The sequence below is a fragment of the Streptomyces sp. NBC_01689 genome (assembly GCF_036250675.1).
Classification (GTDB): domain Bacteria; phylum Actinomycetota; class Actinomycetes; order Streptomycetales; family Streptomycetaceae; genus Streptomyces.
The window spans coordinates 1,901,209-1,925,793 of the sequence record NZ_CP109592.1; the positions used below are offsets into that span (position 1 = coordinate 1,901,209).

The following is a 24,585-nucleotide window of genomic DNA, read 5'->3' on the forward strand; positions in this document are numbered from 1 at the left end:
ACGTACCGGAAGCCCTTCCGTTTCGCAATCCGCACTGAACGGACCACCGACACCCGTGAACTCGCTGCCACCGAAGCCGACACGTTCCGACGCCCTCGGCAACCGGGCGCGCATCCTGGCCGCCGCCACCGAGGCGCTCTCGGCGTCCACCAGCGCCTCCATGACGTCCATCGCCAAGCAGGCCGGGGTGGGGGTCGGCACCCTGTACCGGCACTTCCCGACCCGGGAGGCCCTCGTCGTCGAGCTCTACCACCAGGAGATCCAGAAGCTCATCGACCTCGCCCACACCCTGGCGGGCTCGCGCCCCCCGCTCGTGGCCCTGCGCGGCTGGTTCGACGAGGTCGCCCGCTACGGGCAGCTCAAGTACGGCGTGGCCGAGGTCATCCACGCGGCGACGAACGGCGGTCTCGACGACGAGCACTACGAACCCTTCCTCGGAGCCATCACCGCCCTGCTCGACGCGGGCGCCGCCGAGGGCACTCTGAAGCCGGGGACCGACCCGGAGGACGTGCTCCTGCAGCTCAGCGTGTTGTGGCGGATCCCGCCGGGGGAGGGCAGCCAGGCACGGGCGGCGCGGATCCTCGACCTCGTGGCCGACGGGCTCCGCAGCCGCCCGGCGGAGACTCCCTGACCCTCACCGGACGACGGGTCCCCTCCGCCCCTCACCCGCTTCCGCCCGCACTCACATCCCGTCCCGCACGGTGAGCACGATCTTGCCGCGGTGCTCCCGGCGCTCCAGGCGCTCGTGCGCGTCCCGTGCCCGCTCCAGGGGGAACACCGCCTCCACCGGCACCCGGTACCGGCCCGCCGCGACCCGCTCAGCGAGTTCCCGCAGGTCCGCGCGGGGGTCGTAGCCGTGGATCTGCAGGTTGGTGAGCTGGAAGCCGAGGACGGACGCGTTCTTCGGGTAGAAGTCACGGGTGTCGACGACGCTCGGCTCCAGCGCCACGTTGGCGAGGGCGACCACCCGTCCGCCGTGGCCGACCTCGCGCAGGCTCCGCCCGAAGGCGGGGCCGCCCACGGCGTCGAGGACGATGTCCGCACCGCGCCCCCCGGTCAGCCGCAGCACCTCGTCGACCTCGGCGTCGTCGGGGTGCGCGGAGGTGTCCAGGATCTCCTGGGCGCCGAACCCCGCCGCCCAGGCGGTCTTCTCCGGTGAACCGGCCGACGCGATGACACGGGCACCCGCACCGGCCGCGATCTGCACCGCCGCGGTCCCCACCCCGCTCGCCGCGGCCTTCACCAGCACCGTCTCCCCCTCGGTCACCTTCGCCAGCCGGAGCAGGCAGTACCAGGCGGACAGCCAGGCCACGGGCAGTGTCGCGGCCTGCGTCAGCTCGACGCCCGCCGGCAGCACGGTCACCCGCTCGGCCGGGACGACGACCAACTCGGCATAGAAACCCGGGGCGTTCACCCCGTCCAGGGCCATGACCCGCTGCCCGACGCCGACCCCGGTCACCCCCTCCCCCACGGCCACCACGACGCCGGACGCCTCGACACCCGGAATCAGCGGCGGACGGCCCGCCCGGTGGTAGACCCCGGCCCGTACGAGCGCGTCCGCCCGGTTCACGCCGGCGGCCGCGACCCGTACCAGCACCTGACCGGGGCCCGCCACCGGGTCCGGCACCTCCACCGGAACCAGCACCTCGGGCCCGCCGAACTCGTCGATCCGCACCGCGCGCATACCGCATCCGCTCCCTCGAAGACGCACCGGAGCACCTCGCGCCGGACGGGCGCGTTCACTGACACCGGTTGAAGTGGTGTCACTTTGCGACACCTCATGAACAGGTGTCAAGGCGCTAGACTCGGGACCATGCCCGCAGCCCCCGCCCCCGATCCGCAGACGGCGTTCCCCTTCATCGGCGGCCGCCCCGCCCTGAACTTCGTCGCCACGCTCGGCAAACGGCACACCGAGCCGCTCGAGCGGCTCCCGGACCCCGAATCACTCGCCCGCTGGATCACCGAGGCGGGCCTGGGCACGGGAGCGGACGACGGGCCGGTACGGATCGGCGAGGCCGACCTCGTCCGCGCCCGCGCGCTGCGCGAGGCCGTCCACCGCCTCGTCCACGCCGCGCTGCGCGAGGCCGCCCCTGACCCCGCCGACGTCGCGCGGGTGAACGAGGCCGCGGCCCTGCCCGACCTCGCGCCCCAGTTCGCCGAGCCCCACGACGGCGCCTCCGGCCCGGCCCTGCGCTGGACGGCCGCCCGTCCCGGCCCCGCGGCACTGGCCACCGTGGCGAGGGACGCCGTCCTCCTGATCAGCGGCCCTCTGCTCGGGAGGGTCAAGGAGTGCGAGAACCCCACCTGCTCCCTGCTCTTCCTCGACGACTCACAGGCCCGCCGGCGCCGCTGGTGTTCCATGGACCGCTGCGGCAACCTCGCCAAGGTGGCGGGCTACCGTGCGCGCGGCCGCACCGCGTCCACCCGCTGAGCGTCCACGTCCCACCTCATCCACGTCTCACCGCATCCGCGCCCACCCGCCGGACGGCGGCCCGTCCCCGTACGGTGAAGGGGCGCCCCCGCGAAGGAGAGACCCCCGTGAGACCTCCGTGGCGGCGGACCCACGGACCGGCACGCCCCTGACACCCGCGCGCCGGGGACGGCGCGCCGCCGGGGGTACGTCCGGGCAGATCAGGGCAGGGACCCGACCACGACAAATTTCGCTTCGTTGCGGACAGTTATGGTCCTCGATCCGCACGTTCGGTACAGCAGCGAAAGGGGAAAAGGCCAAGGATGCGAGACGTACGTGGTGTGTGGGACCTGGTGGGACCACAGTTCCGGAAGTGGCACCAGGAACCCGTGGTCGTCCAGTCCGTGCGGTCGGCCGCGGCGGCGAGCATCGCGTATGTGATCGCGGTCCGGCTCAGCCCCGAGCCCGCGCCGCTCACGGCCCCGCTCACCGCGCTCCTCGTCGTACAGGTCACGCTCTACTCCACCCTCACCACCGGCATCCGCCGGGTGAACTCCGTGGTGGCCGGTGTCGTCGTCGCCATCGGCTTCAGTCTGCTCGTGGGCCTGACCTGGTGGAGCCTGGCGCTCCTCATCCTCGCCTCACTGGCCGTCGGCCATCTGGTCCGGGTCAGCGAGTTCGTGCCCGAGGTGGCGATCAGCGCCATGCTCGTCCTCGGCGTGACCAGGGTCGGGGACACGGCCTGGGCCAGGGTCCTGGAGACGGTGATCGGCGCGGTGGTCGGCCTCGGCTGCAATCTGCTGTTCGCTCCGCCGGTCTGGGTCGGGGCGGCGGGCCAGTCCATCGAGGACCTGGCGCGGCGCGTACGCCAGTTGATGCTGCGCATGGGAGAGGAGGCGGCGGGCCGCACCCCCGTGGCGCACGCCACCGCCCGGCTGCACGAGGCACGGCGCCTGGACCACGACATCGTCGGGGTGGACGCGGCGCTCCGGCAGGCCGAGGACAGTCTGAAGCTCAATCCGCGCGTCCGCGAAGGCCTGCTGCACCGGATCGTGCTGCGCACCGGACTCGACACGCTGGAGATCTGCACGGTGGTGCTGCGGGTGCTCGCCCGCACCCTCACCGACCTCGCCAAGGAGCGCGATCCCGAGCCCCTGTTCGAGCCGCAGGTCGGCGCCGTACTTGAGCAGCTGCTGAGCGAGGTCGCCGACGCCGTGGTCAGCTTCGCCGTCCTGGTGACCACGGACGTCAGCCAGAACGCCGAGTCGGCCGAGACCCGGCTCGCCGCGGAGCTGGCCACGGCGTCGGCGACCCGCGACAAACTCGCCCAGCTGCTGCTCGAAGGGGTCCAGCGCGACGCCCGTCAGTGGCAGCTGCACGGTGCCGTCCTCACCGAGGTCAACCGCATCCTGGACGAGCTCGACACGGAGCACCGCTCGCGGCGTCTGATGGAGGAACTCGACCGCGGGGCGCGTGAACAGCGCGAGCGCCGCCCGCAGCTCACCCGGCTCCGCGCGCGCCTGCGCGTCCCGCTGCCGCGCCGGAGCCGGAGCCGGAACCGTCCGGCGGGCTCGCGGCGTTCTCCCTGAGAAGCCCGCGCCACTCCGGGGGACGCGGCGCCGACGACGAGGGGGAGCTCGGATGACCGAGGACACCGTGCGGATCGAGGAGAACTCGCTGCTGCTGCCGGGCGGGGTGCGGATCCGTTTCATGCGGACGCTGCGGCTGCCCGAGACGGGGACGCACGGACTGCCGCCCGGCCTCGGGGAGTTCCCGCTGCGCCGCGTCGAGGACCATGCGGACACGGTGCCCGCCGAGTGGCGTGCGCGCGGCGGGGTGATGCTGCCGGTCTATCTGCGCGAGGCCATGTGGCTCAGCTTCGCGGGTTCGGCGGAACCGGCCGCGCTGCAGGTCGGGGTGGGCAAGGTGTGCGCGATCTCGGGCGAGCCGTGGAGCCCGCGGCTGTCCCTGAGCCCGCAGAATCACGTGGTGCTGCCGCGGCAGCCCTGGCTGGACGGCATCAATTCCGGCAAGGGGAAGGTCCGCCAGTTCGTGGCCGTGCCCCTCGGGCTGGGGGCCACGGTCGAGGGGCAGGTGACCGGCGAGGAGGTGTGGGGTGGCATCCAGCTGCAGTCGTTCCCGCTCCGTGCGCCGGAGCTCGCGCGGTGGCGCGAACAGGAGCGTCGAAGGGCCGAGGCCGCCCGGTCGGCGGGGACCCTGGCCGGCTACGGGGCTCCTCCCCCGGCGCCCGGCGCCCTGCCGGCCCCCATGGCCGCTCCCGCCGCCGCGCCCCGGTCGGGAAACGCGCCGGCCATGGGGCTCGGGGTCGGCGGCTCGATGCGCCAGGAGATCTACCGCTCGGACCGGCCCCTCGGCGCCTGGGCCGAACACCCGGCCGGACGGGTGTTCGTCCACCTCGTGACGCCTCCCGAGTGGCGGCGCGTCACGGGCGAGGATCCGCCGCCGTCACCGGTGGACCGCGCGGCCTACACCCGCGCCGGGCTGCCCTGGTTCGAGTACTACGACCAGGACGCCGTGGACGTGGCCCCCACCGGCACACTCGGCGCGGTGCAGCCCGTCGGCGAGTGGCTCGGCGCCGACCACGAGCCCTGGCAGACACCCTCGCCGGACCAGGTGGTCCAGCTCGGGGACGCACCGGGCAAACCGGTCACGGACGGTGACTGGTAGGAATCGGCGCGTGTCGGGTCCCGCATCCCGTCCGGCTCTGTCTTTGCGCCGCGCGGGGGCGGCGGGCCATGGTGGGTGTCACGGCTGAGGCGACCGACACCCGAGGTGCAGGCATGAACAGTGGTGCAGAAGCGGCACGCGGCACGGGCGGCGGCTGGAGCAGGCGCCGGTTCGTCGGGGCGCTGGCGGGAGCCGTCGCGGCGACGGCGCTGCCCGCTCCGGCGGCGCCGCGCGCCGAGCCCGCGGACGCCGCGACGGCGCCGTCCGTCGGCTCGCCCCCGACCGGCGGGCCGGCCTCCCCCGCCGGGGAGGAATCCGCGCGCCGCACGCCGGCCCCCGCCGCCCGCCCGCTGTTCATCGGCACGTACACCTCGGTCGAGGGCGGCGGGAAGGGCATCGGACTGGCCACGTACGACCCCGCGACGGGCGCCGTCGAGGGGACCGGCACGGTGACCGGCGTCGCCGACCCCTCGTACCTCGCCGTGCACCCGGACGGCCGCACCCTGTACGCCGTCGACGAGCGGCCCGCGGGCCGGGTGACCGCCGTGCGGCTCGCGGACCACAAGGTGCTCGGCACCCGCAGCACCGGAGGCTCGGGCCCCTGCCATCTGTCCGTGCACCCGAGCGGACGCTGGCTTCTGAGCGCCAACTACGGCTCGGGCAGTGTCGCCGTGCACCCCATCGGCGCCTCCGGCGCGCTCGGCGAGCGCACGGCCCTGGTCACGCACACCCGCCCGGCTCCCGGCCCCGGCCAACAGGGGCCGCACGCCCACCAGTTCCTCACCGGCCCGGACGGCAGCCATGTCCTCGCCGTCGACCTCGGCACCGACACCGTCTACACCTACCGCCTGGACACCTCCGAGGGGACACTCGCCGAGGTCTCCCAGGCGCACACCCGTCCGGGCGCGGGCCCGCGCCACCTCACCTTCCATCCCGGCGGCCGCTTCGCCTATCTCGCCAACGAGGTGGACAACACGGTCGTGGTCTGCGGGTACGACGGGAAGAGCGGGCGGCTCACCCCGGGGAAGCCGCAGTCGACGGGCACGGGAACCGGCACCAACTACCCGGCGCAGTTCCTGGTGACGTCGGACGGCGCGTACGCCTATCTGGCCAATCGCGGTGCCGACTGTCTGACGCGGTACGCGGTCGAGGCGGACGGCGCGCGGCTGAGGCTCCTCGACACGGTGCCGGCCGGCGGCGACTTCCCGCGCCAGATCGCCTTCTCCCCGGACGAGCGGCTGCTGTTCGCGGCGAACCAGCGCTCCGGCACGGTCAGCGTCTTCCATGTCGACGGCGCGAACGGTGATCTCAAGCTCGCGGGCAAGCCGTTCGCGTCACCCGTCGCCGTCTGCGCGCTGCCGCTGTAGGGCGCGCGGGCGGGCGGCCGTGCTCGCCTGCGTGAGCAGTACGTGCATCCGTTCGGTGAGCTGGGAGACGTCGTCGGCGGGCGCGCGGAAGGGCAGGCGCACGTCGCCGTCGCCACGTACCCGCTCGATGCGCAGGGTCAGTCCGTGCCGGTCGACGGCGAGCGGCTGGACACGGACCGCGCCGTGCAGGCTCTCGGGCTCGACGAGACGGGTCAGCCGCTCGACGGCGTCGGGGTGCGCGTCGGCGAGGTGGGTGAGCAGGGCGGCCTCGGCCGTGGCCAGCGGATCGGAGGAGGCGGCGGCGAACTCGTCGAGACCGACCACGACGGCGCCGGACGCGTCGCGCAGCACGACACGCGAGGCCCGGAACTCGGGGCGCCCCGCCCGCACCGCGAACCAGCCGGCCATCCAGAGGCGGGTGCGGATCCGGCGGCGTACCGGAACGGGCGCGACGTCCGCGAACTCCAGGACCGCCTGCGGCTCACCGCGGGGAGCGCAGACGGCGGCGGCGAGCAGCGCGCTGTCGTCCGGTACCTGCAGCAGGACCCTGCCGTCCGTGGTGACGGAGTGCGCGCCGACGAGTTCCTCCCGGCCGCCCTCGGCGGTCACGGCGCAGGACCAAGCCGCGGCGAGCACCGAGCGGGCGCGCTCGGCCACGGCGGGCGCGGCCGTCCAGACATGACGGTCACCCATTCGGTCACCCATCCCAACCTCCATTAGGTAAGCCTTGCCTAACCTACCGAAGATCCGGGTGTACGCCAACCGTGCCGCGTCCACGGCACGCCGGGGAACTAGCCGGCGATCGCTCCCAACAGCGCCCGCGCACAGAGGTCGCGCAGCTGTTCCCGCGTCAGCTCCGCCCCCCGCAGCCACTCCAGACACACGGCCGTGGTGAACGCGAGCCAGCCGCGCACCGCGATCCGCAGGTCGGGCCGCTCCACCGCCGCGCGGCCGAAGTCGGGGTCCGCCGCGAGCGCCTCCAGGATCTGCCGCTCCTGCTCGGCCAGCACCCGCCGGTAGACCGCGCGCACCGCCTGGTCACCCGCCGCGTCGGCCCGGTGGAAGGCGCGGAAGCCGTGGGCGTGCGTCTCGACGTACGCCAGGAAGGTGTCCAGACCGGCCCCGAGCTGCTCCCGCACGGCGACCCCGGGCACCGCCGCCGTCATGCGCAGCATGCGCTCGCTCTCGCGCTCCACGACCGCCCCGAAGAAGTCCCGTTTGGTCGGGAAGTAGTGATAGAGGAGACCACGCGACACCCCCGCGATCTCGGCGACCTGCTCGATCCACACCTCGTCGTACGGGCTCTCCGAGAACAGCCGCGCGCCCACCGACAGAAGCTGCTCCCGACGCTCCCCGGTGCTGAGCCGACGGCGCGGACGCTCCTCCCGCTCCCCCCGATTCCCGGTCATGCCCGCACCTTACTTGACGTCGGTTCAACAACGGGAACAGACTGGAATCCGTTGTTGAACCCGCGTACAACAGAGCCGAACGGCCGCAGGCACAAGGGAGATCGCGTGATGGCGGAGACGACGGGGGCCACGCTGCCCAAGGGGTTCCGCAGTGCCGAGCTGGGCTGGCCCGAACTGCGCCGCATCCCCCATCCGCCGCACCGCGTCCCGGTCCTCGGCGATGTGATCGGCTCCAACGTCCGCTCGCCGCTGCAGGATTCGATGCGCTTCGGACGACAACTCGGGCCGATCTTCCGGCGCCGGGCCTTCGGCAAGGAGATCGTCTTCGTGTGGGGCGCGGACCTCGCGGCCGAACTCGCCGACGAGGCCCGGTTCGCCAAGCACGTGGGACTCGGCGTCGCCAACCTCCGGCCGGTCGCCGGGGACGGGCTGTTCACGGCCTACAACCACGAGCCGAACTGGCAGCTGGCGCACGACGTGCTGGCCCCCGGGTTCAGCCGCGAGGCCATGGAGGGCTACCACCCGATGATGCTGGCCGTCGCCGAGCGGCTGACCGACCGCTGGGACGCCGAGCGTGCCGCCGGACGCGCGGTCGACGTGCCCGCCGACATGACGAAGCTGACCCTGGAGACGATCGCCCGCACCGGTTTCGGCCACGACTTCGGCTCCTTCGAGCGCTCCCGGCCGCATCCCTTCGTGACCGCGATGGTCGGCACCCTGACCTACGCCCAGCGGCTCAACGTGCTCCCGGCGCCGCTCGCACCCGTGGTGCTGCGCGGTGCCACCCGGCGCAACGCGGCGGACATGGCCTACCTCAACCGCACCGTCGACGCGCTGGTGGCGGCCCGCCGGGGAAGCACCGGCGAAGGGGACCTGCTCGACCGCATGCTGGAGACCGCCCACCCGGAGACCGGGGAACGGCTGACGCCCGAGAACATCCGCCGTCAGGTCATCACGTTCCTGGTGGCGGGACACGAGACGACCTCGGGCGCGCTCTCCTTCGCCCTGCACTACCTCTCCCGGCACCCGGGCATCGCCGCCCGCGCCCGGGCCGAGGTGGACCGGGTCTGGGGCGACACACCCAGGCCGGGCTACGACCAGGTCGCCAAGCTGCGGTACGTACGCCGGATCCTCGACGAGTCGCTGCGGCTGTGGCCGACGGCGCCCGCCTTCGCGCGCGAGGCCCGGGAGGACACGGTGCTGGGCGGGGTCCACCCGATGCGGCGGGGGGCGTGGACCCTGGTCCTGACGACGATGCTGCACCGCGATCCGGATGTCTGGGGAGCCGACGCCGAGGCCTTCGACCCGGACCGGTTCGACGCACGGGCGGTACGCTCCCGGCCCGGCCACACCTTCAAGCCGTTCGGGACCGGCGCGCGCGCCTGCATCGGCCGTCAGTTCGCGCTGCACGAGGCGACCCTGGTCCTCGGGCTGCTGCTGCGGCGCTACGAACTGCGCCCCGAGCCGGACTACCGGCTGCGGATCGCCGAGCGGCTCACGCTGATGCCGGAGGGGCTGCGGCTGCACCTCGACGAGCGAGTGCCCGCGCCGGACTCAACCCGCGACCGTCCAGTGATCCGGTCGGCGGACTGACCTCGGCAGCCTGGTGCCGGGGCCGCCCCGGGCCGCGTTCACCTGGGGCTGGGTCAGGAAGAACGCCCCGGTCAGATCGGCGTCCGTGAGATCGGTGTCCCGCAGGTCGGCGCCGATCAGGTCCGCGCCGCGCAGATCCGCGCCCGTGAGGTCGGCGGCGATCAGGTACGCACCGCGCAGGTCCGCGCCCCGCAGATCCGCGCCCCGGAGACGGGCACCCATCAGGTCGGCGCCACGGCGGTCCCTCTTCCGGCCGTTCTTCCCGCGTCCGGCCCCCGCCCGCACCAGTTCGCTGGTCCGCAGCAGCAGGACGTTGACCTCCTGCCGGTGTGCGCCGACGTCCAGCTCCCCCAGTTCCCCGGGCGTCAGGCGGGTCAACCGCTCGGTCGTGGCGAGCGCCCGGCGGACGTCGGCGTGCACCGGGCCGGCCGCGGGCAGCGTGAGCGTCTCGTTCAGGTACCAGAGCAGTTCGTGGAGTCCGCGGACGACCGGGAACACGTCGAACACGCGCCGGGCGTGCTCCTTCGGGAGGGAGCGCCAGTCCTGCCCGCCGAAGGTCACCTGGGAGACCTTCTGCCCGGCGCCGAAGCAGTCGTAGACCGTGCAGCCCGTGAAGCCCTTCCGGCGCAGCCGCGTGTGGATCCCGCACCGGGAGTCCTCCGCCAGGTTGGGGCACGGCTTCCCGGCGTCCTTGTCGATCGCGAAGTCGGCCGAGCGGGCGAAGGGCAGCGCGACGCAGCACAGCCCGAAGCACTCACCGCAGTCGGCCCGCAGCTCCCGGAGCCGGTCCGTCGCTGTTCCGCTCTCTTCCCGCATGCCCACCAGCCTACTGACCGGCGGAGAAGGGTCTGGACCGGCCCGATGTCCGCCGCGGTCCCTTCACCGGCTGAGGGTCAGCCGGTGAACGGCGAGAGGTCCAGCCGGGCCAGCCGTTCGGGGTCGGACAGGATGTACATCCCGGCGATCCTGCCGTCCGTGACGGTGACGCCCATCACCGCCAGCGGCACTCCCCCGGGCGCCGTGACGACGCCGAGCGCACCGCCCACGAGCGCGAGCCGCGAGGAGTCCGCGAACTGCCGGAACATGAGCGCCTGCCGGGCGACGGACGCGGCGCCGCGCACCAGCTTGGACGCGGCCGCGCCGCCGACCAGTCCACCGGAGTCGGCGCGGAGCACGACCTCGGGGTCGAGCACGGCGAGCAGCGCCTCGAAGTCTCCCGCGCGTGAGGCCGCGAGGAAGGCGTCGAGGACCTCCTTCTGCCGAGCGAGATCGGGTTCGGGCTCAGGGGAGGCACCCCGGACGCGACGCCGGGCGCGGCTGGCGAGCTGCCTGGTCGCGGCCGAGGAGCGGCCCACGACGGGCGCGATGTCGTCGAAGGGCACCGCGAACATGTCGTGCAGCACGAACGCGAGCCGCTCGGCTGGCTCCAGTGTCTCCAGCACCACGAGCAGCGCGAGCCCGACCGAGTCGGCCAGCAGCGCCTCCCGCTCGGGATCGACCCGGTCCAGGGGGCTCACGACCGGATCGGGGACGTGGGTGTCCATCGGCTCCTCGCGGCGCGCGACGCGGGAGCGCAGCAGGTCCAGACAGACCCGGCCCGTCACGGTGGTCAGCCAGGCCGGCAGGTTCCTGATGTCGCCCGCGTCGGTCCGGCTCAGCTTCAGCCAGGTCTCCTGCACCGCGTCCTCGGCCTCGCTGAGCGAGCCGAGCATCCGGTAGGCCACCGCTCGCAGCCGGCCCCTGTGCTCCTCGAACCGTTCGGCGAGAAGCCTTTCGTCGTCGCCCGCCCGTTCCACCGGTCCTACTCGTCCCGCCCGTTCCACCGGTCCCCCTCCCCACCGCACGCCCCACCGCGCGGAATCGTCCGCCGTGCCGGGCGGCCGTGCCGAGCCGCGTGCCGAGCCGCCGAACCGGACCATCGTTCCAGGCCGCCGGTCCGGGGCGTCCGTCCGGGCCGCAGGTCCGGGGCGCCGGCCCGCCGATCCCGACGTGCCACCGAACCGGCCACCGCGCGCACCCGAACCGGCCACCGCGCACCCGAACCGACCGCCGCACCCGGGCGGGACGTCGGTCCGCGAGGTGCCGAACATCCGCGCCCCCACGCAACTCTGACAATGCGTCAGGAAGGCAGGGGACCTCAGACCTCGTCGCGCGCCAACGCCAGCAGCCGGTCCAGGACCCGCGGTCCGCCGGCCCGTACGCCGTCGTGCTCGAACTCGTCGGTCACCCAGGTGCGCAGACCACCGATGGCGCGGGCCGTGCGCAGCGCGTGCCCGGTGTCGACGTACATGTCGTCGTGGTAGACGGCCGCGGCCACCGGGACCTCGTTGACGGCGAGCCGGGCCGGGTCGTACAGCGGCCGCCAGTCGGTGCGGGCGGCCAGCTCCTCGGCCGTCTCGCGCAGCGGGCGCAGCGCGGGATCGGTCTCGAACATCCAGGGGTGCACGGACTCGCCGGTGAACAGCAGCGGTCCGTCGTCCGCGAGCGTCTTGGCCGCGTCGAACTGCGGGAACTCGGCGCGCACCCGCTCGGCCGACCAGGCGGTGGGCCGGTCGTCCTGCCCGTAGATCGCCTCGTGGACCAGGGCGTACAGCGGGTGGCCCGCGTAGGAGAGCAGCCCCTGCACCTCCTCCTGGAAGGCGTCGGAGAGGGCGAGCCCCTGCGGGGTGCGGACGAAGGCCTCCTCCAGGAGGTAGTGGAGACGGTGGCTGCCCTCGCTGCCGCCGAGGAGGATGCCGAGCGACTGGAAGGCCTCGACGGTGAGGCGGTAGCCACCGCTCAGCACCGGTTCGTGCCGCAGGAGGTACTCGGCGATCTGCCGGGCCCGCTCCACGTCCTGGGGGTAACGCGCGTAGTGCGCGGCCACTTTGCGTTCGATACGGGGGTACGCGGCCCGGTAGACGTCGTCCGCGTGCGCGTCCAGTCCGGGCAGTCCGCCGGTGACCAGGGCCGCGCGCAGGCCTTCGGGGGCCGTCGAGAGGTAGTTCACCGTGCAGAAGCCGCCGAAGCTCTGGCCCAGCACGGTCCAGGGCGCGCCGCCGGTGAGGCGCGGGCGGATGGCCTCGCAGTCGCGGACGATCGAGTCGGTGCGGAAGTGCGTGAGGTAGTCCGCCTGCTCGCGGGGGCCGCCGCGCAGCGGAAGCGTCTGGCGGTTGGCGGGCGTGGAGTGGCCGGTGCCGCGCTGGTCGAGCAGCAGCACGCGGAACTCCTTGAGCGCGCGGCCGAGCCAGGCCTGCTTGCCCACGAAACGGTTGGCGCCGAAGCCGGGGCCGCCCTGGAGGTAGAGCAGCCAGGGGAGGTCCTGGTGCGCCTTCTCGCTCGCGACGACCGCGCGGGCGAACAGCTGGATGCTCTCCCCGGCCGGCTCGTCGTGGTCGAGAGGCACGGTGAAGCGGTGGTCCGTGAGGACGACACCGGGCTGACGGTAGCTGACGGTCAACGGAACTCCCCAGACGTACGGATTCCAGGCTGCGTCCCAGTTGACCACATGGTCCGCGCCCGGCCGAGGCCGGGGATCAAGAAACGTACTGAACCGCCGCTCAGCACCGGGCGAGGGTGGATCAGCGTGCCGACAGGCTGGAGCGGCGTACCACCAGCTCGGGCTGGAGCACCACGCGCCGGTGCTCGTGCGGCACCGGAGCCGTCTCGGCCTCCGTCTCCTCCAGCAGCAGCTCGGCGGCGAGGGCGCCCATGGTCATGGCCGGCTGGCGCACCGAGGTGAGCGGGACGGCCGCCGCGGCGGCGAACTCGATGTCGTCGTAGCCGACGATCGCGAGGTCGTCGGGGACACCGACGCCCGCCGCGTACATGGCCTGCAGCACACCGAGGGCGAGCAGGTCGTTGGCGCAGAAGACCGCGGTCGGGCGCACGGCCAGGCCGAGGAGCCGGGCTCCGGCGTCCCGCCCCGCGGCCACGTCCAGGCGCTCCGTCGGCAGCTCCCTGAGCGCGGTGGGCGGCAGCCCCGCCTCGGCCAGCGCGCTCAGCGCGCCGGTGCGCCGGTCGGTGACCTGGTTCAGCCCCGGGGGGCCGCTGACGTACGCGATCGAGCGGTGACCCGCGTCGACGAGGTGCCGTACGGCCAGCGCGCCGCCCGCCACGTCGTCGACCGAGACCGAGCACTCGGTGGTGCCCTCGGCGACCCGGTCGACCAGGACGAAGGGGATGCCGTTGCGGCGGAAGGTCTCGATGTTGCGTCCCGTCGCGTCGGCTGGGGTGAGCAGCACCCCGCGGACCCGCTGCTCGGCGAAGAGCGACAGGTAGTCGGCCTCCTCGCTCGCGCTCTGCGCGCTGTTGCAGACCATCACGCCGAGCCCGGCCTTCCGCGCGGCCCGCTCGGCGCCGCGCGCCACGTCGACGAAGAACGGGTTGCCCATGTCGAGGACGAGCAGGCCCATGATCCGGCTGCGCCCGGCCCGCAGCTGGCGCGCCGACTCGCTGCGGACGTAGCCGAGGCGGTCTATGGCCGACTGGACCCGCGCGCGGGTCTCGGAGGCCACCGTGTCCGGGCGGTTGATCACGTTGGAGACCGTGCCCACGGAGACTCCGGCGGCGCGGGCGACGTCCTTGATACCCACCGACTGAGCCATCAGGCAGGAACCTCCAGGTAGACGAGAAGCGGCGGGAGGGCCTTCACATTACCCGCGCGTGTCCGGGGACCGGCGCTCATGCGGGCGTCCGGAGACGGGCGGGGGAACGTGTCCGGGGCGTCGTGCCGCCGAGGCCCTCGGGTGGGCGGGGCGGCCGCCGTCCCGCCCTTCGGAACATGTGTCTCGGCGCCGCCGGCCCCCTGGTCCGGTGCCCGGCACGTGCGCGCCGAAGACCCGGCGGGGCCGCGACGGCCCCGGCCGGTACCCCGGTCGGCGGCCGGGGCCGTTCCGGCGCGCCGGGCATCGGCGGCGGGGTCCGACCGCGGGGCCGTCGGGGGCGTGCGTCGTCTCATGTACGGAACTCCTGGTCAGGCGAGATGGAAAACCTCGGCGAGCGGGGTCATCGCCTCGTCGGGTCTGGCGCCGTCCGGTGACTCGAAGAACGGCGCCATCTCCGCCTGCCAGCGGGCGTTGACGTCGGTGGCCTCCATGCCGGCCCGGGCGGCCGCGAAGTCCTCGGTCTCCAGATAACCGACCAGCAGCCCGTCCTCGCGCAGGAACAGCGAGTAGTTGTGCCAGCCGGTGGCCGAGAGTGCCCGGAGCATCTCGGGCCACACGGCGGCGTGCCGCTCGCGGTACTCGTCGAGGCGGTCCGCCCGGACCTTCAGCAGGAAGCACACACGCTGCATCAAGGACCCTCCGGGACCTAGAAGTTGAACTGGTCGATGTTCTTCGCGTCGAAGACGGTCGGCTTGCCCAGGTTGATCACGCCGTCCTTGCCGATGGTGAAGCTCCCCATGTCGCCGGCCTTGAAGGTCTCGCCCTCCTTGCCGCTGATCTGTCCCGACACCAGCGCGACGGCGGTACGGGCGGCGAGTTCGCCGAGCTTCGCCGGGTCCCACAGCTCGAAGCCGTCGACGGTGCCGTTCTTGACGTACTTGCGCATGTCGTTGGGCGTGCCGAGGCCGGTCAGCTTGACCTTGCCCTTGTACTTGGAGCCGGACAGGTACTGGGCGGCCGCCTTGATGCCGACCGTGGTCGGGGAGATGATCCCCTTGAGGTCCGGGTGCTCCTGCAGGAGACCCTGGGTCTGCTGGAAGGACTGCTGGGCGTCGTCGTTGCCGTAGGCGACCTTGACCAGCTTGACGTCCTTGTACTTGGGGTCCTTCAGCTCGTCCTTCATGAAGTCGATCCAGGTGTTCTGGTTCGTGGCGGTCTGCGCGGCGGACAGGATCGCGATCTCGCCCTTGTAGCCGATCTGTTCGGCGAGCAGCTGCACCTCGGTGCGGCCCAGGTCCTCGGCGCTGGCCTGCGAGACGAAGGCGTTGCGGCACTCGGGCTTGGTGTCGGAGTCGTAGGTGACGACCTTGATCTTGTTGCTCATGGCCTGCTTGAGAGCGGTGCACAGCGCCCCCGGGTCCTGCGCGGACACGGCCATCGCGTCGACCTGCTGCTGGGTGAGCGTGTTGACGTAGCTCACCTGGCCGGAGGTGTCGGTGGCGCTGCTCGGGCCGACCTCCTTGTACGTGGAGCCCAGCTCCGTGAGCGCCTTCTCGCCGCCCTTGTCGGAGGAGGTGAAGTACGGGTTGTTCACCTGCTTGGGCAGGAACCCGACCGTCAGGCCCTTCTTGGTCGCCGCGTTCGGGTCGGCCTTGCCGGCCGTGGCGTTCGAACCGCCGCCGCCACCGCTGTTCACGTCCTTCTTGGTGGTGCCGCCGCAGGCCGTGGCGGCCAGGGCGAGCGAGGTGACGGCGGCGAGCGCCACGCAGGTACGGCGGATCGTTGACTTGCGCATGGCAGAAGTTCCTTTACGAGGGTGGGCGGTTACGAGGTCGGAGTCGAGGCGGCTCTGCGGCCCGCCCTCGCTACGGAGATCTGCCGCGCGACCCGGGGGCCGAGCACGGAGACGACCAGCAGAACGCCGGTGACGACGATCTGCGACTGCGCGGAGACGTTGGACAGGCTCATCACGTTCTGCAGCGCGCCGAGCAGGAAGACGCCCGCGATCGCGCCGCCGAGGGTGCCCTTGCCGCCGTCGAAGTCGATGCCGCCGAGCAGGACGGCGGCGACGACGGAGAGTTCGAGGCCGGTGGCGTTGTCGTAGCGGGCGCTGGCGTAGTGCAGCGCCCAGAAGACGCCGGTCAGCGAGGCCATGAAGCCGGTGGCGACGAACAGGATCAGCTTCTGCCGCCGGACCCGGATGCCGGCGAACCGCGCGGCCTCCTCGTTGGCGCCGACGGCGAAGGCCGAGCGTCCGAAGGGGGTGGCGTGCAGCACGACCACCGCGACGGCGAGGAGCACCAGGAAGGGCGGGAGCGCCTGCGGGACGAAGGTGTTCCCGATGCGTCCGGACGCGAAGTCCTGGTACTGGGAGGGGAAGTCGGTCACCGCGTCCGAGCCGAGCACGATCTGCGCGATGCCCCGGTAGGCGGCGAGCGTGCCGATGGTGACGGCGAGGGAGGGCAGTCCGAGACGGGTCACCAGCAGGCCGTTGACCAGTCCGCACACCACGCCGAGCAGCAGGCACAGCGGGATGATCGTCTCGATCGACATGCCCTCGTTCCACAGGGCGCCCATCACCGAGCCGGACAGACCGGCCGTGGAGGCGACCGAGAGGTCGATCTCCCCGGCCACCACGAGCAGCGTCATCGGCAGCGCGATCAGGGCGATGGGCAGGGTGTTGCCGATCAGGAACGACAGGTTGAGGGCGTTGCCGAAGCCGTCGACGAAGCCGAAGGAGAACAGCAGCAGGACCAGCAGGAGGGCGCCGACGACCGTGTCCCAGCGGACGGCGCGCGCGAGGGGCGAGTCAGCCATGGCGGGCGTTCCTCTTCTTCAGTGCGGAGGCCACGCGCAGCGCGACGATCCGGTCGACCGCGATGGCGAGGATGAGCAGGACGCCGTTGATGGCGAGCACCCAGACGGAACTGACGCCGAGCGCGGGCAGCACGCTGTTGACGGAGGTGAGCAGCAGCGCGCCGAGCGCGGCGCCGTAGACACTGCCGGAACCGCCGGTGAAGACGACGCCGCCGACCACCACGGCGCTGACGACGGTGAGTTCGTAGCCGGTGCTGGTGCCGGAGTCGACGTTGCCGAACCGGGCGAGGTACAGGGCGCCGGCGAGACCGGCGAGGCCTCCGCAGACCACGTACGCGGTCAGGATGCGCCTCCGGACCGGGATGCCGGCCAGGCGCGCGGCCTCGGGGTTGGAGCCGAGCGCGTACAACTCCCGTCCGCTGCCGAAGTGCTTGAGGTAGTAGGCGGTGACGAGCAGCACGGCCAGGGCGATCAGGGCGAGGTAGGGCACCGCCGAGATGCCGCCGGAGCCGAAGTCGACGAAGCCGCCCGGGAGATCGGCCGCGGTGATCTGCCGGGAGCCGACCCAGATGGAGTCGACGCCGCGGATGATGTAGAGCGTGCCGAGGGTGACGACGAGCGCGGGCACCTGACCGAGGCTGACCAGCAGTCCGTTGACGAGTCCGCAGCCGACGCCGAGCAGCACCGCGAGGACCACGGCGAGGACGGGGTTCCCGCCGCCCTGCAGATAGGTGCCGGCCGCGAAGGCGGTGATGCCGAGCGTGGAGCCGACCGACAGGTCGACGTTGCGGGTGATCACGACCAGCGACTGGCCGGTGGCGACCAGCACCAGGATGGTCGCGTTCAGCAGCAGGTCCTTGATGCCCTGTTCGGACAGGAACTGGCTGTTGCCCAGCTGGGTGATGACGATCATCACCAGGAAGACGACCAGGATGGCGAGTTCGCGCATCTTGAAGACGCGGTCCACCAGCCGGGTTCCGCTCGACCGGGGGACCTCGGCGGCGGGGGCGGGGTTGGGCGCGGTCACCGTCATGCGGCGGCCCTCCCCGTGTCGGTCGTCGTCATGCGGCGGCCCTCCCGGTCGCTGCGGCCATCACGGATTCCTCGGTGGCTTCGGAGCGCGGGATCTCGGCGGTGATCCGGCCCTCGTGCATCACGAGCACCCGGTCGGCCATGCCGAGGATCTCGGGCAGGTCGGACGAGATCATCAGGACGGCGACACCGTCCGCGGCCAACTCGCTGAGCAGCCGGTGCACTTCGGCCTTGGTGCCGACGTCGATGCCACGGGTCGGCTCGTCCACGATCAGGACCTTGGGGCCGGTGGCCAGCCACTTCGCCAGGACGACCTTCTGCTGGTTGCCGCCGGAGAGCGTGGCCACGGTGTCGGCGATCCGGGCGTACTTGACCTGGAGCTTCACCGCCCAGTCGAGGGAACGGCTGCGCTCGGCGCCCCGGTCCATCAGGCCCGCCCTGACCGTCTTCCGCAGCCCGGTCAGACCGATGTTGCGTTCGATGGACATGTCCATCACCAGGCCCTGGGCGCGCCGGTCCTCGGGGACGAGGGCGAGGCCCGCGGACATGGCCGCCGAGGGCGCGCCGCCCACGAGCGCGCGGCCGTCGACCACCACCTCCCCGGCGTCACGGCGGTCGACGCCGAAGACGGCCCGCGCCACCTCGGTACGGCCCGCGCCGACGAGCCCGGCGAGACCGACGATCTCACCGCGCCGGACGTCGAAGGAGACGTCGGTGAAGACGCCCTCGCGGGTCAGCCGGCGCACGCTGAGGGCGACCTCGCCCGCCTCGACGTCCTGCTTGGGGTAGAGCTCGTCGAGGTCGCGGCCGACCATCCGGCGTACCAGGTCGTCCTCCGTCATGCCCTCCAGCGGCTCGCTGGAGATCAGCGCGCCGTCGCGCAGGGTCGTGACCCGCGAGCAGATCCGGAAGATCTCCTCCAGCCGGTGCGAGATGAACAGGACCGCCGACCCGTGCTCGCGCAGGGTGCGCACGACACCGAAGAGACGGGCGACCTCGCTGCCGGTCAGGGCCGCGGTCGGCTCGTCCATGATCAGGACCCGGGCGTCGAAGGAGAGCGCCTTGGCGATCTCCACGATCTGCTGGTCGGCGATGGACAGTCCGCGCGCCGGCCGCTCGGGGTCGAGTTCGACGCCGAGGCGCTTCATCAGACCGGCGGTCGCGGCGTGGGTGGCCTTGTGGTCGATGCGGCCGAGCGCGCGCCGCGGCTGACGGCCCATGAAGATGTTCTCGGCGATCGACAGATCGGGGAAGAGCGTGGGCTCCTGGTAGATCACCGCGATCCCCGCGTCGCGGGCATCGGCGGGACCGTGGAAGACGGTGGGCTCGCCGTCCAGCAGCACCCGGCCGGCGTCCGGTCGGTGCACTCCGGCGAGCGTCTTGATGAGGGTCGACTTGCCCGCCCCGTTCTCACCGGCGAGTGCGTGCACTTCGCCGGGGAACAGTTCCAGGGACACGTCCCGCAGGGCGCGCACCGCGCCGAAGGACTTCGAGATGTCCTCCAGCGCCAGTACGGGGGCCGGACCCGTGTCGTACCGGTGGGTCATGGGAGCTCCTCAACGACGCGGGCGGAGAGGCCTCACGACGTCGTGAAAGGTTTCAACTAGGTTGCCGGGACGTTAGGCAGGTAGCCCAGGTCACGTCAATGGGTTCGGGTCGAAATTCTCGATACCCAAAGGTCACAACCGAGTCACGAAGAGCGGTCTTCTCCCAGGGGGTTGACAGCCCTTCGGGGTGCTCATAGCTTCAACGTTCTGAATCGTTTCAGACCATCTCTCTTCAGATCGAAGCCGTCGGGACCGGTCGCCGTCGATCGGACCCGACGTCCCACCCGAAGTCACAGGAGCCCCGAAGTGACCGAGCTCGCCACGGTGAAGGCCGCACTCAAGACCCAGGCAGTAGAGACGCCGTCGTGGGCGTACGGGAACTCGGGAACCCGCTTCAAGGTGTTCACCCAGCCAGGGGTGCCGCGCACTCCGCGGGAGAAACTGGACGACGCCGCCCAGGTGCACGCCCACACCGGCGCCGCGCCGTCCGTCGCCCTGCACATCCCCTGGGACCGGGTCGAGGACTACGCGGCCCTGGCCGGATACGCCGAGGAGCGCGGTCTGCGGCTGGGCACGATCAACACCAACACCTTCCAGGACGACGACTACAGGCTGGGCAGCGTCTGCCACCCGGACGCGGCGGTGCGCCGCAAGGCCCTCGACCACCTGCTCGAATGCGTCGACATCATGGACGCGACGGGCTCGAAGGACCTGAAGCTCTGGTTCGCCGACGGCACGAACTACCCGGGCCAGGACGACCTCCGGGAGCGTCAGGACCGGCTGGCCGAGAGCCTGGCCCAGGTCTACGAGCGGCTCGGGGACGACCAGCGGATGCTCCTGGAGTACAAGTTCTTCGAGCCCGCCTTCTACGCGACGGACGTGCCGGACTGGGGCACCGCGTACGCCCACTGCCTCAAGCTCGGCCCCAAGGCACAGGTCGTCGTGGACACCGGGCACCACGCGCCCGGCACCAACATCGAGTTCATCGTCGCCACGCTGCTGCGGGAGCGGAAGCTCGGCGGCTTCGACTTCAACTCGCGCTTCTACGCGGACGACGACCTGATGGTGGGCGCCGCCGACCCCTTCCAGCTCTTCCGGATCATGTACGAGGTGATCCGCGGCGGGGGCTTCACCCCGGACATCGCGTTCATGCTGGACCAGTGCCACAACATCGAGGCGAAGATCCCGGCGATCATCCGCTCCGTGATGAACGTGCAGGAGGCGACCGCCAAGGCGCTGCTCGTCGACCGGGACGCGCTGGCCACCGCCCAGCGCGAGGGTGACGTGCTCGCCGCGAACGCCGTGATCATGGACGCGTACAACACCGACGTACGGCCGCTGCTGCGCGAGGTCCGCGAGGAGCTGGGTCTGGACGGCGACCCGGTGGCCGCGTACCACCGTTCCGGATGGGCGGGGAAGACCGCCGCCGAGCGGGTGGGCGGACAGCAGGCCGGCTGGGGGGCCTGACGGCACTCCCGGGTCCGGCGGTCGGCCCCGGCGGACCGCGGGCCCCGAGGCCCGGCCGTACCGCCGCCCGGTCCCCGCCGGGCGCGCCGCAGCACTCGCGTCTCCTCTCCCTCCTCTCCCTCCTCTCCTTCCTCTTCCTCCGCTCCTCTTTCTCTAAGGACCAGGACCATGGCACCCCATCCCGAAGCCGCCGCACTGCTGGCCCGGTCGCACCGGCTCGGCGCCGACCCCCGCAACACCAACTACGCGGGCGGCAACACGTCCGCGAAGGGCACCGGAACCGATCCCGTGACCGGTGGCGACGTCGAGCTGATGTGGGTGAAGGGGTCGGGCGGCGACCTCGGCACGCTGACCGGGGCCGGGCTCGCCGTCCTGCGGCTGGACCGGCTGCGGGCCATGACGGAGATCTACCCCGGTGTGGAGCGCGAGGACGAGATGGTCGCCGCGTTCGACTACTGCCTGCACGGCAAGGGCGGCGCGGCCCCGTCCATCGACACCGCGATGCACGGCCTGGTGGACGCCGCCCACGTCGACCACCTGCACCCCGACTCCGGCATCGCGCTGGCCTGCGCGGCCGACGGCGAGAAGCTGACCGCCGACTGCTTCGGCGACACCGTGGTCTGGGTGCCCTGGCGCCGTCCGGGCTTCCAGCTCGGCCTCGACATCGCGGCCGTCAAGCGGGCCAACCCGCGGGCGATCGGCTGTGTGCTGGGCGGCCACGGCATCACCGCCTGGGGGGACACCGCCGAGGAGTGCGAGCGCAACTCGCTGCACATCATCAGGACCGCCGAGACGTTCCTCGCCGACCGCGGCAGGCCGGAACCCTTCGGACCGGTCCTCGAGGGCTGGACGGCCCTCCCGGCGGCCGAGCGCCGCGAACGCGCGGCGGCCCTCGCGCCGTACGTCCGGGCGCTGGCCTCCCAGGACCGCGCGCAGGTCGGGCACTTCACCGACACCGACGTCGTCCTCGACTTCCTCGCGCGCGCCGAGCACCCGCGGCTCGCCGCTCTCGGCACCTCCTGCCCCGACCACTTCCTGCGCACCAAGGTCAGGCCGCTCGTCCTCGACCTCCCGCCGGCCACCGGGCCGGCCGAGGCGATCGCCCGGCTGAAGGAATTGCACGGCGCGTACCGCGAGGAGTACGCGGCCTATTACCACCGCCACGCCGACGCCGACTCCCCCGCGATGCGCGGCGCGGACCCCGCGATCGTGCTCGTCCCCGGGGTCGGCATGTTCTCCTTCGGCAAGGACAAGCAGACCGCTCGCGTCGCCGGTGAGTTCTACGTCAACGCGATCAACGTGATGCGGGGAGCCGAGGCCGTCTCCACGTACGCGCCGATCGAGGAGTCGGAGAAGTTCCGCATCGAGTACTGGGCGCTGGAGGAGGCCAAGCTCCAGCGGCTGCCCCGGCCCAAGCCGCTCGCCACCCGGGTGGCGCTGGTGACGGGCGCGGGCAGCGGGATCGGCAGGGCGATCGCCGAGCGGCTGGTGGCCGAGGGCGCCTGCGTGGTCGTCGCCGACCTGAACACGGAGAACGCCGTCGCCGTCGCCACGGCGCTGGGCGGTCCCGACAAGGCCGTCGCCGTCACCGTCGACGTGACCTCCGAGGAGCAGATCGCCGAGGCCTTCCGGGCAGCGGTGCTCGCCTTCGGCGGGGTCGACCTGGTGGTCAACAACGCGGGCATCTCGATCTCCAAGCCGCTGCTGGAGACCACCGCGAAGGACTGGGACCTCCAGCACGACATCATGGCCCGCGGCTCCTTCCTGGTCTCCCGCGAGGCGGCCCGGGTGATGATCCGTCAGGAACTGGGCGGCGACATCGTCTACATCGCCTCCAAGAACTCGGTCTTCGCCGGCCCGAACAACATCGCCTACTCCGCGACCAAGGCCGACCAGGCCCACCAGGTCCGGCTGCTGGCGGCCGAGCTGGGCGAGCACGGCATCCGGGTCAACGGGGTCAACCCGGACGGGGTGGTGCGCGGTTCGGGCATCTTCGCGGGCGGCTGGGGCGCCCAGCGCGCGGCCACCTACGGGATCGAGGAGGAGAAGCTCGGCGAGTTCTACGCCCAGCGGACCATCCTCAAGCGGGAGGTGCTGCCCGAGCACGTCGCGAACGCGGTCTTCGCGCTGACCGGCGGGGACCTCACCCACACCACCGGTCTGCACGTCCCGGTCGACGCCGGTGTCGCGGCGGCGTTCCTGCGATGAGCGAGCACCACCGGACCTTCGCCGCGGTCGACCTCGGCGCGTCCAGCGGGCGCGTCATGGTCGGCCGCGTCGGTCCCGAGGCACTCGGCCTGACCGAGGCCCACCGCTTCCCCAACCGGCCGGTGCGGCTCCCCGAGGGGCTCCGCTGGGACATCCTGTCGCTGTACGCGGGGGTCCTCGACGGACTGCGCGCCGCCGGACCGGTCGACTCCGTCGGCATCGACAGCTGGGCCGTGGACTACGGGCTGCTGGACGCCGACGGGGCACTGCTCGGCAACCCCGTGCACTACCGCGACGACCGTACCGAGGGTGTCGCGGAGCAGGTGTGGGACACGGTGCCCGCCGCCGAGCTGTACGCGGCGACCGGGCTCCAGTACGCGCCGTTCAACACGCTCTACCAGCTCATGGCCGCCCGCTCGACGGCCCAGTTCGCCCACGCCGAACGGCTGTTGCTCATCCCCGACCTGCTGGTCTACTGGCTGACGGGTGAGGCGGGCACCGAGCTGACCAACGCCTCCACCACCCAGCTGATCGACCCGCGGACGCGCACCTGGGCGTATGGCCTCGCGGAGCGGCTCGGCATCGACCTGAGACTGTTCGCGCCGCTGCGCCGGCCGGGCGACCCGGCCGGCCTCCTGACGCCCCGGGTGCTGGAGGAGACCGGGCTGACCGGCCCGGTCCCGGTCACGACCGTCGGCTCGCACGACACCGCCTCCGCGGTCGCCGCCGTACCCGCCACCGGCGAACACTTCGCCTACATCTGCACCGGCACCTGGTCCCTGGCGGGCCTGGAACTCACCGCGCCGGTCCTCACGGAGGCGAGCCGTACGGCCAACTTCACCAACGAACTGGGCCTGGACGGCACGGTGCGCCATCTGCGCAACATCATGGGACTGTGGCTGCTCCAGGAGTGCCTGCGCGAGTGGGACCACCCCGATCTCGGCGAACTGCTGCGCGCCGCCGCCGAGATCCCCTCGCTGCGGTCCGTCGTGGACGCGGGCGACGCCGCCTTCCTCGCTCCCGGCCGGATGCCGGCCCGGATCGCCGACGCCTGCCGCGCGTCGGGGCAGCCGGTGCCCGCGTCGCCCGCCGAGATCACCCGCTGCATCCTCGACTCCCTCGCGCTCGCCCACCGCCGGGCGGTCGCCGACGCGCAGGAACTCGCCGACCACCCGGTCGACGTCGTGCACATCGTCGGCGGCGGCACCCGGAACGAACTGCTCTGCCAACTGACAGCCGACGCCTGTGGGTTGCCGGTGGTCGCGGGCCCGGCGGAGGCCGCGGCGCTCGGCAACGTCCTGGTCCAGGCGCGGGCCGCCGGACTGGTCGGCGACCGTACGTCGATGCGCCGGCTCGTCGCCCGGACCCAGCCCCTGCGGCGGTACGAGCCCCGGGGCGGCACGGCCGTCTGGCGCGCCGCGCAGGACCGGCTCGTCCGTCCGTGAGCAGCGGCTCACCCGA

21 protein-coding genes are annotated in these 24,585 nt (G+C 72.6%); 9 read left to right on the forward strand and 12 right to left on the reverse strand.

Going from position 1 to position 24,585, the window contains the following annotated elements; translation table 11 throughout:
* The first annotated feature begins 55 nt into the window (after positions 1 to 55).
* Entirely contained in the window at positions 56 to 631 is a 576-nt protein-coding gene (locus OG776_RS08160; RefSeq protein ID WP_315986970.1) for a TetR/AcrR family transcriptional regulator, read from the forward strand.
* A gap of 51 nt (positions 632 to 682) precedes the next feature.
* Here OG776_RS08160 and OG776_RS08165 read toward each other — a convergent pair whose 3' ends face one another.
* On the reverse strand, positions 683 to 1,684 hold the full coding sequence (locus OG776_RS08165; protein WP_329319795.1) for a quinone oxidoreductase family protein: 1,002 nt from the start codon (positions 1,682 to 1,684) through the stop codon (positions 683 to 685).
* 129 nt (positions 1,685 to 1,813) lie between these two features.
* Here OG776_RS08165 and OG776_RS08170 point away from each other — a divergent pair, with 129 nt between their 5' ends.
* The 4 genes from OG776_RS08170 to OG776_RS08185 all read left to right on the forward strand — a co-directional run bounded on the left by OG776_RS08170 (position 1,814) and on the right by OG776_RS08185 (position 6,465).
* Complete coding sequence (locus OG776_RS08170) at positions 1,814 to 2,431, forward strand: CGNR zinc finger domain-containing protein (RefSeq protein WP_329319797.1); 618 nt, start codon at positions 1,814 to 1,816, stop codon at positions 2,429 to 2,431.
* A gap of 302 nt (positions 2,432 to 2,733) precedes the next feature.
* On the forward strand, positions 2,734 to 3,999 hold the full coding sequence (locus tag OG776_RS08175) for an FUSC family protein (protein WP_329319799.1): 1,266 nt from the start codon (positions 2,734 to 2,736) through the stop codon (positions 3,997 to 3,999).
* Between the two features lie 52 nt (positions 4,000 to 4,051).
* Positions 4,052 to 5,098, forward strand: coding sequence for a hypothetical protein (locus OG776_RS08180; protein WP_148011277.1), 1,047 nt, complete (start codon positions 4,052 to 4,054; stop codon positions 5,096 to 5,098).
* Positions 5,099 to 5,211: 113 nt separating this feature from the next.
* Positions 5,212 to 6,465, forward strand: a complete 1,254-nt coding sequence (locus OG776_RS08185) for a lactonase family protein (RefSeq protein WP_329319802.1) — start codon at positions 5,212 to 5,214, stop codon at positions 6,463 to 6,465.
* On the opposite strand, the gene OG776_RS08190 is transcribed toward OG776_RS08185, so the two are convergent.
* Positions 6,433 to 7,158, reverse strand: a complete 726-nt coding sequence (locus OG776_RS08190) for a DUF2470 domain-containing protein (RefSeq protein ID WP_148011349.1) — start codon at positions 7,156 to 7,158, stop codon at positions 6,433 to 6,435. The two genes, OG776_RS08185 and OG776_RS08190, sit on opposite strands and share 33 nt — an antisense overlap.
* Positions 7,159 to 7,256: 98 nt before the next feature.
* Positions 7,257 to 7,874 (reverse strand): TetR/AcrR family transcriptional regulator, encoded by a 618-nt coding sequence (locus tag OG776_RS08195; RefSeq protein WP_148011275.1) that lies wholly within the window; start codon positions 7,872 to 7,874, stop codon positions 7,257 to 7,259.
* A 108-nt stretch (positions 7,875 to 7,982) separates the two neighbouring features.
* Here OG776_RS08195 and OG776_RS08200 point away from each other — a divergent pair, with 108 nt between their 5' ends.
* Entirely contained in the window at positions 7,983 to 9,467 is a 1,485-nt protein-coding gene (locus tag OG776_RS08200; protein ID WP_148011274.1) for a cytochrome P450, read from the forward strand.
* On the opposite strand, the gene OG776_RS08205 is transcribed toward OG776_RS08200, so the two are convergent.
* The 9 genes from OG776_RS08205 to OG776_RS08245 all read right to left on the reverse strand — a co-directional run bounded on the left by OG776_RS08205 (position 9,429) and on the right by OG776_RS08245 (position 19,449).
* A complete protein-coding gene (locus OG776_RS08205; protein ID WP_148011273.1) occupies positions 9,429 to 10,283 on the reverse strand; it encodes a pentapeptide repeat-containing protein in 855 nt (284 codons plus the stop codon). The two genes, OG776_RS08200 and OG776_RS08205, sit on opposite strands and share 39 nt — an antisense overlap.
* A 77-nt stretch (positions 10,284 to 10,360) precedes the next feature.
* Positions 10,361 to 11,263, reverse strand: a complete 903-nt coding sequence (gene sigJ / locus OG776_RS08210; protein ID WP_261994703.1) for an RNA polymerase sigma factor SigJ — start codon at positions 11,261 to 11,263, stop codon at positions 10,361 to 10,363.
* 341 nt (positions 11,264 to 11,604) lie between these two features.
* Positions 11,605 to 12,906: an alpha/beta fold hydrolase gene (locus OG776_RS08215; RefSeq protein WP_329319805.1), complete on the reverse strand. Its 1,302-nt coding sequence runs from the start codon at positions 12,904 to 12,906 to the stop codon at positions 11,605 to 11,607.
* A 121-nt stretch (positions 12,907 to 13,027) separates the two neighbouring features.
* Positions 13,028 to 14,053, reverse strand: a complete 1,026-nt coding sequence (locus OG776_RS08220) for a LacI family DNA-binding transcriptional regulator (protein WP_148011270.1) — start codon at positions 14,051 to 14,053, stop codon at positions 13,028 to 13,030.
* 368 nt (positions 14,054 to 14,421) lie between these two features.
* Positions 14,422 to 14,742 (reverse strand): L-rhamnose mutarotase, encoded by a 321-nt coding sequence (locus OG776_RS08225; RefSeq protein WP_148011348.1) that lies wholly within the window; start codon positions 14,740 to 14,742, stop codon positions 14,422 to 14,424.
* 17 nt (positions 14,743 to 14,759) lie between these two features.
* A complete protein-coding gene (rhaS, locus tag OG776_RS08230) occupies positions 14,760 to 15,848 on the reverse strand; it encodes a rhamnose ABC transporter substrate-binding protein (RefSeq protein WP_148011269.1) in 1,089 nt (362 codons plus the stop codon).
* Positions 15,849 to 15,877: 29 nt separating this feature from the next.
* Entirely contained in the window at positions 15,878 to 16,870 is a 993-nt protein-coding gene (locus tag OG776_RS08235) for an ABC transporter permease (protein ID WP_148011268.1), read from the reverse strand.
* Positions 16,863 to 17,903 (reverse strand): ABC transporter permease, encoded by a 1,041-nt coding sequence (locus OG776_RS08240; protein ID WP_148011267.1) that lies wholly within the window; start codon positions 17,901 to 17,903, stop codon positions 16,863 to 16,865. The genes OG776_RS08235 and OG776_RS08240 overlap by 8 nt, the downstream gene beginning before the upstream one ends.
* A 28-nt stretch (positions 17,904 to 17,931) precedes the next feature.
* The gene (locus tag OG776_RS08245; protein WP_329319809.1) at positions 17,932 to 19,449 is read right to left on the reverse strand and encodes a sugar ABC transporter ATP-binding protein; all 1,518 of its coding nucleotides are present in this window, start codon (positions 19,447 to 19,449) and stop codon (positions 17,932 to 17,934) included.
* A gap of 306 nt (positions 19,450 to 19,755) precedes the next feature.
* On the opposite strand from OG776_RS08245, the gene rhaI reads away from it, so the two are divergent.
* The 3 genes from rhaI to OG776_RS08260 all read left to right on the forward strand — a co-directional run bounded on the left by rhaI (position 19,756) and on the right by OG776_RS08260 (position 24,569).
* Positions 19,756 to 20,916: an L-rhamnose isomerase gene (gene rhaI / locus OG776_RS08250; RefSeq protein ID WP_148011265.1), complete on the forward strand. Its 1,161-nt coding sequence runs from the start codon at positions 19,756 to 19,758 to the stop codon at positions 20,914 to 20,916.
* Between the two features lie 168 nt (positions 20,917 to 21,084).
* A complete protein-coding gene (locus OG776_RS08255) occupies positions 21,085 to 23,124 on the forward strand; it encodes a bifunctional aldolase/short-chain dehydrogenase (RefSeq protein ID WP_148011264.1) in 2,040 nt (679 codons plus the stop codon).
* Positions 23,121 to 24,569 (forward strand): rhamnulokinase, encoded by a 1,449-nt coding sequence (locus tag OG776_RS08260; RefSeq protein ID WP_148011263.1) that lies wholly within the window; start codon positions 23,121 to 23,123, stop codon positions 24,567 to 24,569. The genes OG776_RS08255 and OG776_RS08260 overlap by 4 nt, the downstream gene beginning before the upstream one ends.
* The last annotated feature ends 16 nt before the right edge of the window (positions 24,570 to 24,585 follow it).

What these genes read in the sequence shown, in the direction of transcription:
- OG776_RS08185 (WP_329319802.1), top strand. Translation starts at nt 5,212, where the DNA reads ATGAACAGTGGTGCAGAAGCGGCACGCGGCACGGGCGGCGGCTGGAGC.
- rhaS (WP_148011269.1), bottom strand. Translation starts at nt 15,848, where the DNA reads ATGCGCAAGTCAACGATCCGCCGTACCTGCGTGGCGCTCGCCGCCGTC.
- OG776_RS08245 (WP_329319809.1), bottom strand. Translation starts at nt 19,449, where the DNA reads ATGACCCACCGGTACGACACGGGTCCGGCCCCCGTACTGGCGCTGGAG.
- OG776_RS08260 (WP_148011263.1), top strand. Translation starts at nt 23,121, where the DNA reads ATGAGCGAGCACCACCGGACCTTCGCCGCGGTCGACCTCGGCGCGTCC.
- OG776_RS08235 (WP_148011268.1), bottom strand. Translation starts at nt 16,870, where the DNA reads ATGGCTGACTCGCCCCTCGCGCGCGCCGTCCGCTGGGACACGGTCGTC.
- OG776_RS08225 (WP_148011348.1), bottom strand. Translation starts at nt 14,742, where the DNA reads ATGCAGCGTGTGTGCTTCCTGCTGAAGGTCCGGGCGGACCGCCTCGAC.
- OG776_RS08180 (WP_148011277.1), top strand. Translation starts at nt 4,052, where the DNA reads ATGACCGAGGACACCGTGCGGATCGAGGAGAACTCGCTGCTGCTGCCG.
- OG776_RS08220 (WP_148011270.1), bottom strand. Translation starts at nt 14,053, where the DNA reads ATGGCTCAGTCGGTGGGTATCAAGGACGTCGCCCGCGCCGCCGGAGTC.
- OG776_RS08255 (WP_148011264.1), top strand. Translation starts at nt 21,085, where the DNA reads ATGGCACCCCATCCCGAAGCCGCCGCACTGCTGGCCCGGTCGCACCGG.
- OG776_RS08195 (WP_148011275.1), bottom strand. Translation starts at nt 7,874, where the DNA reads ATGACCGGGAATCGGGGGGAGCGGGAGGAGCGTCCGCGCCGTCGGCTC.
- OG776_RS08190 (WP_148011349.1), bottom strand. Translation starts at nt 7,158, where the DNA reads ATGGGTGACCGTCATGTCTGGACGGCCGCGCCCGCCGTGGCCGAGCGC.
- OG776_RS08200 (WP_148011274.1), top strand. Translation starts at nt 7,983, where the DNA reads ATGGCGGAGACGACGGGGGCCACGCTGCCCAAGGGGTTCCGCAGTGCC.
- OG776_RS08170 (WP_329319797.1), top strand. Translation starts at nt 1,814, where the DNA reads ATGCCCGCAGCCCCCGCCCCCGATCCGCAGACGGCGTTCCCCTTCATC.
- OG776_RS08175 (WP_329319799.1), top strand. Translation starts at nt 2,734, where the DNA reads ATGCGAGACGTACGTGGTGTGTGGGACCTGGTGGGACCACAGTTCCGG.
- OG776_RS08165 (WP_329319795.1), bottom strand. Translation starts at nt 1,684, where the DNA reads ATGCGCGCGGTGCGGATCGACGAGTTCGGCGGGCCCGAGGTGCTGGTT.
- OG776_RS08205 (WP_148011273.1), bottom strand. Translation starts at nt 10,283, where the DNA reads ATGCGGGAAGAGAGCGGAACAGCGACGGACCGGCTCCGGGAGCTGCGG.
- OG776_RS08240 (WP_148011267.1), bottom strand. Translation starts at nt 17,903, where the DNA reads ATGACGGTGACCGCGCCCAACCCCGCCCCCGCCGCCGAGGTCCCCCGG.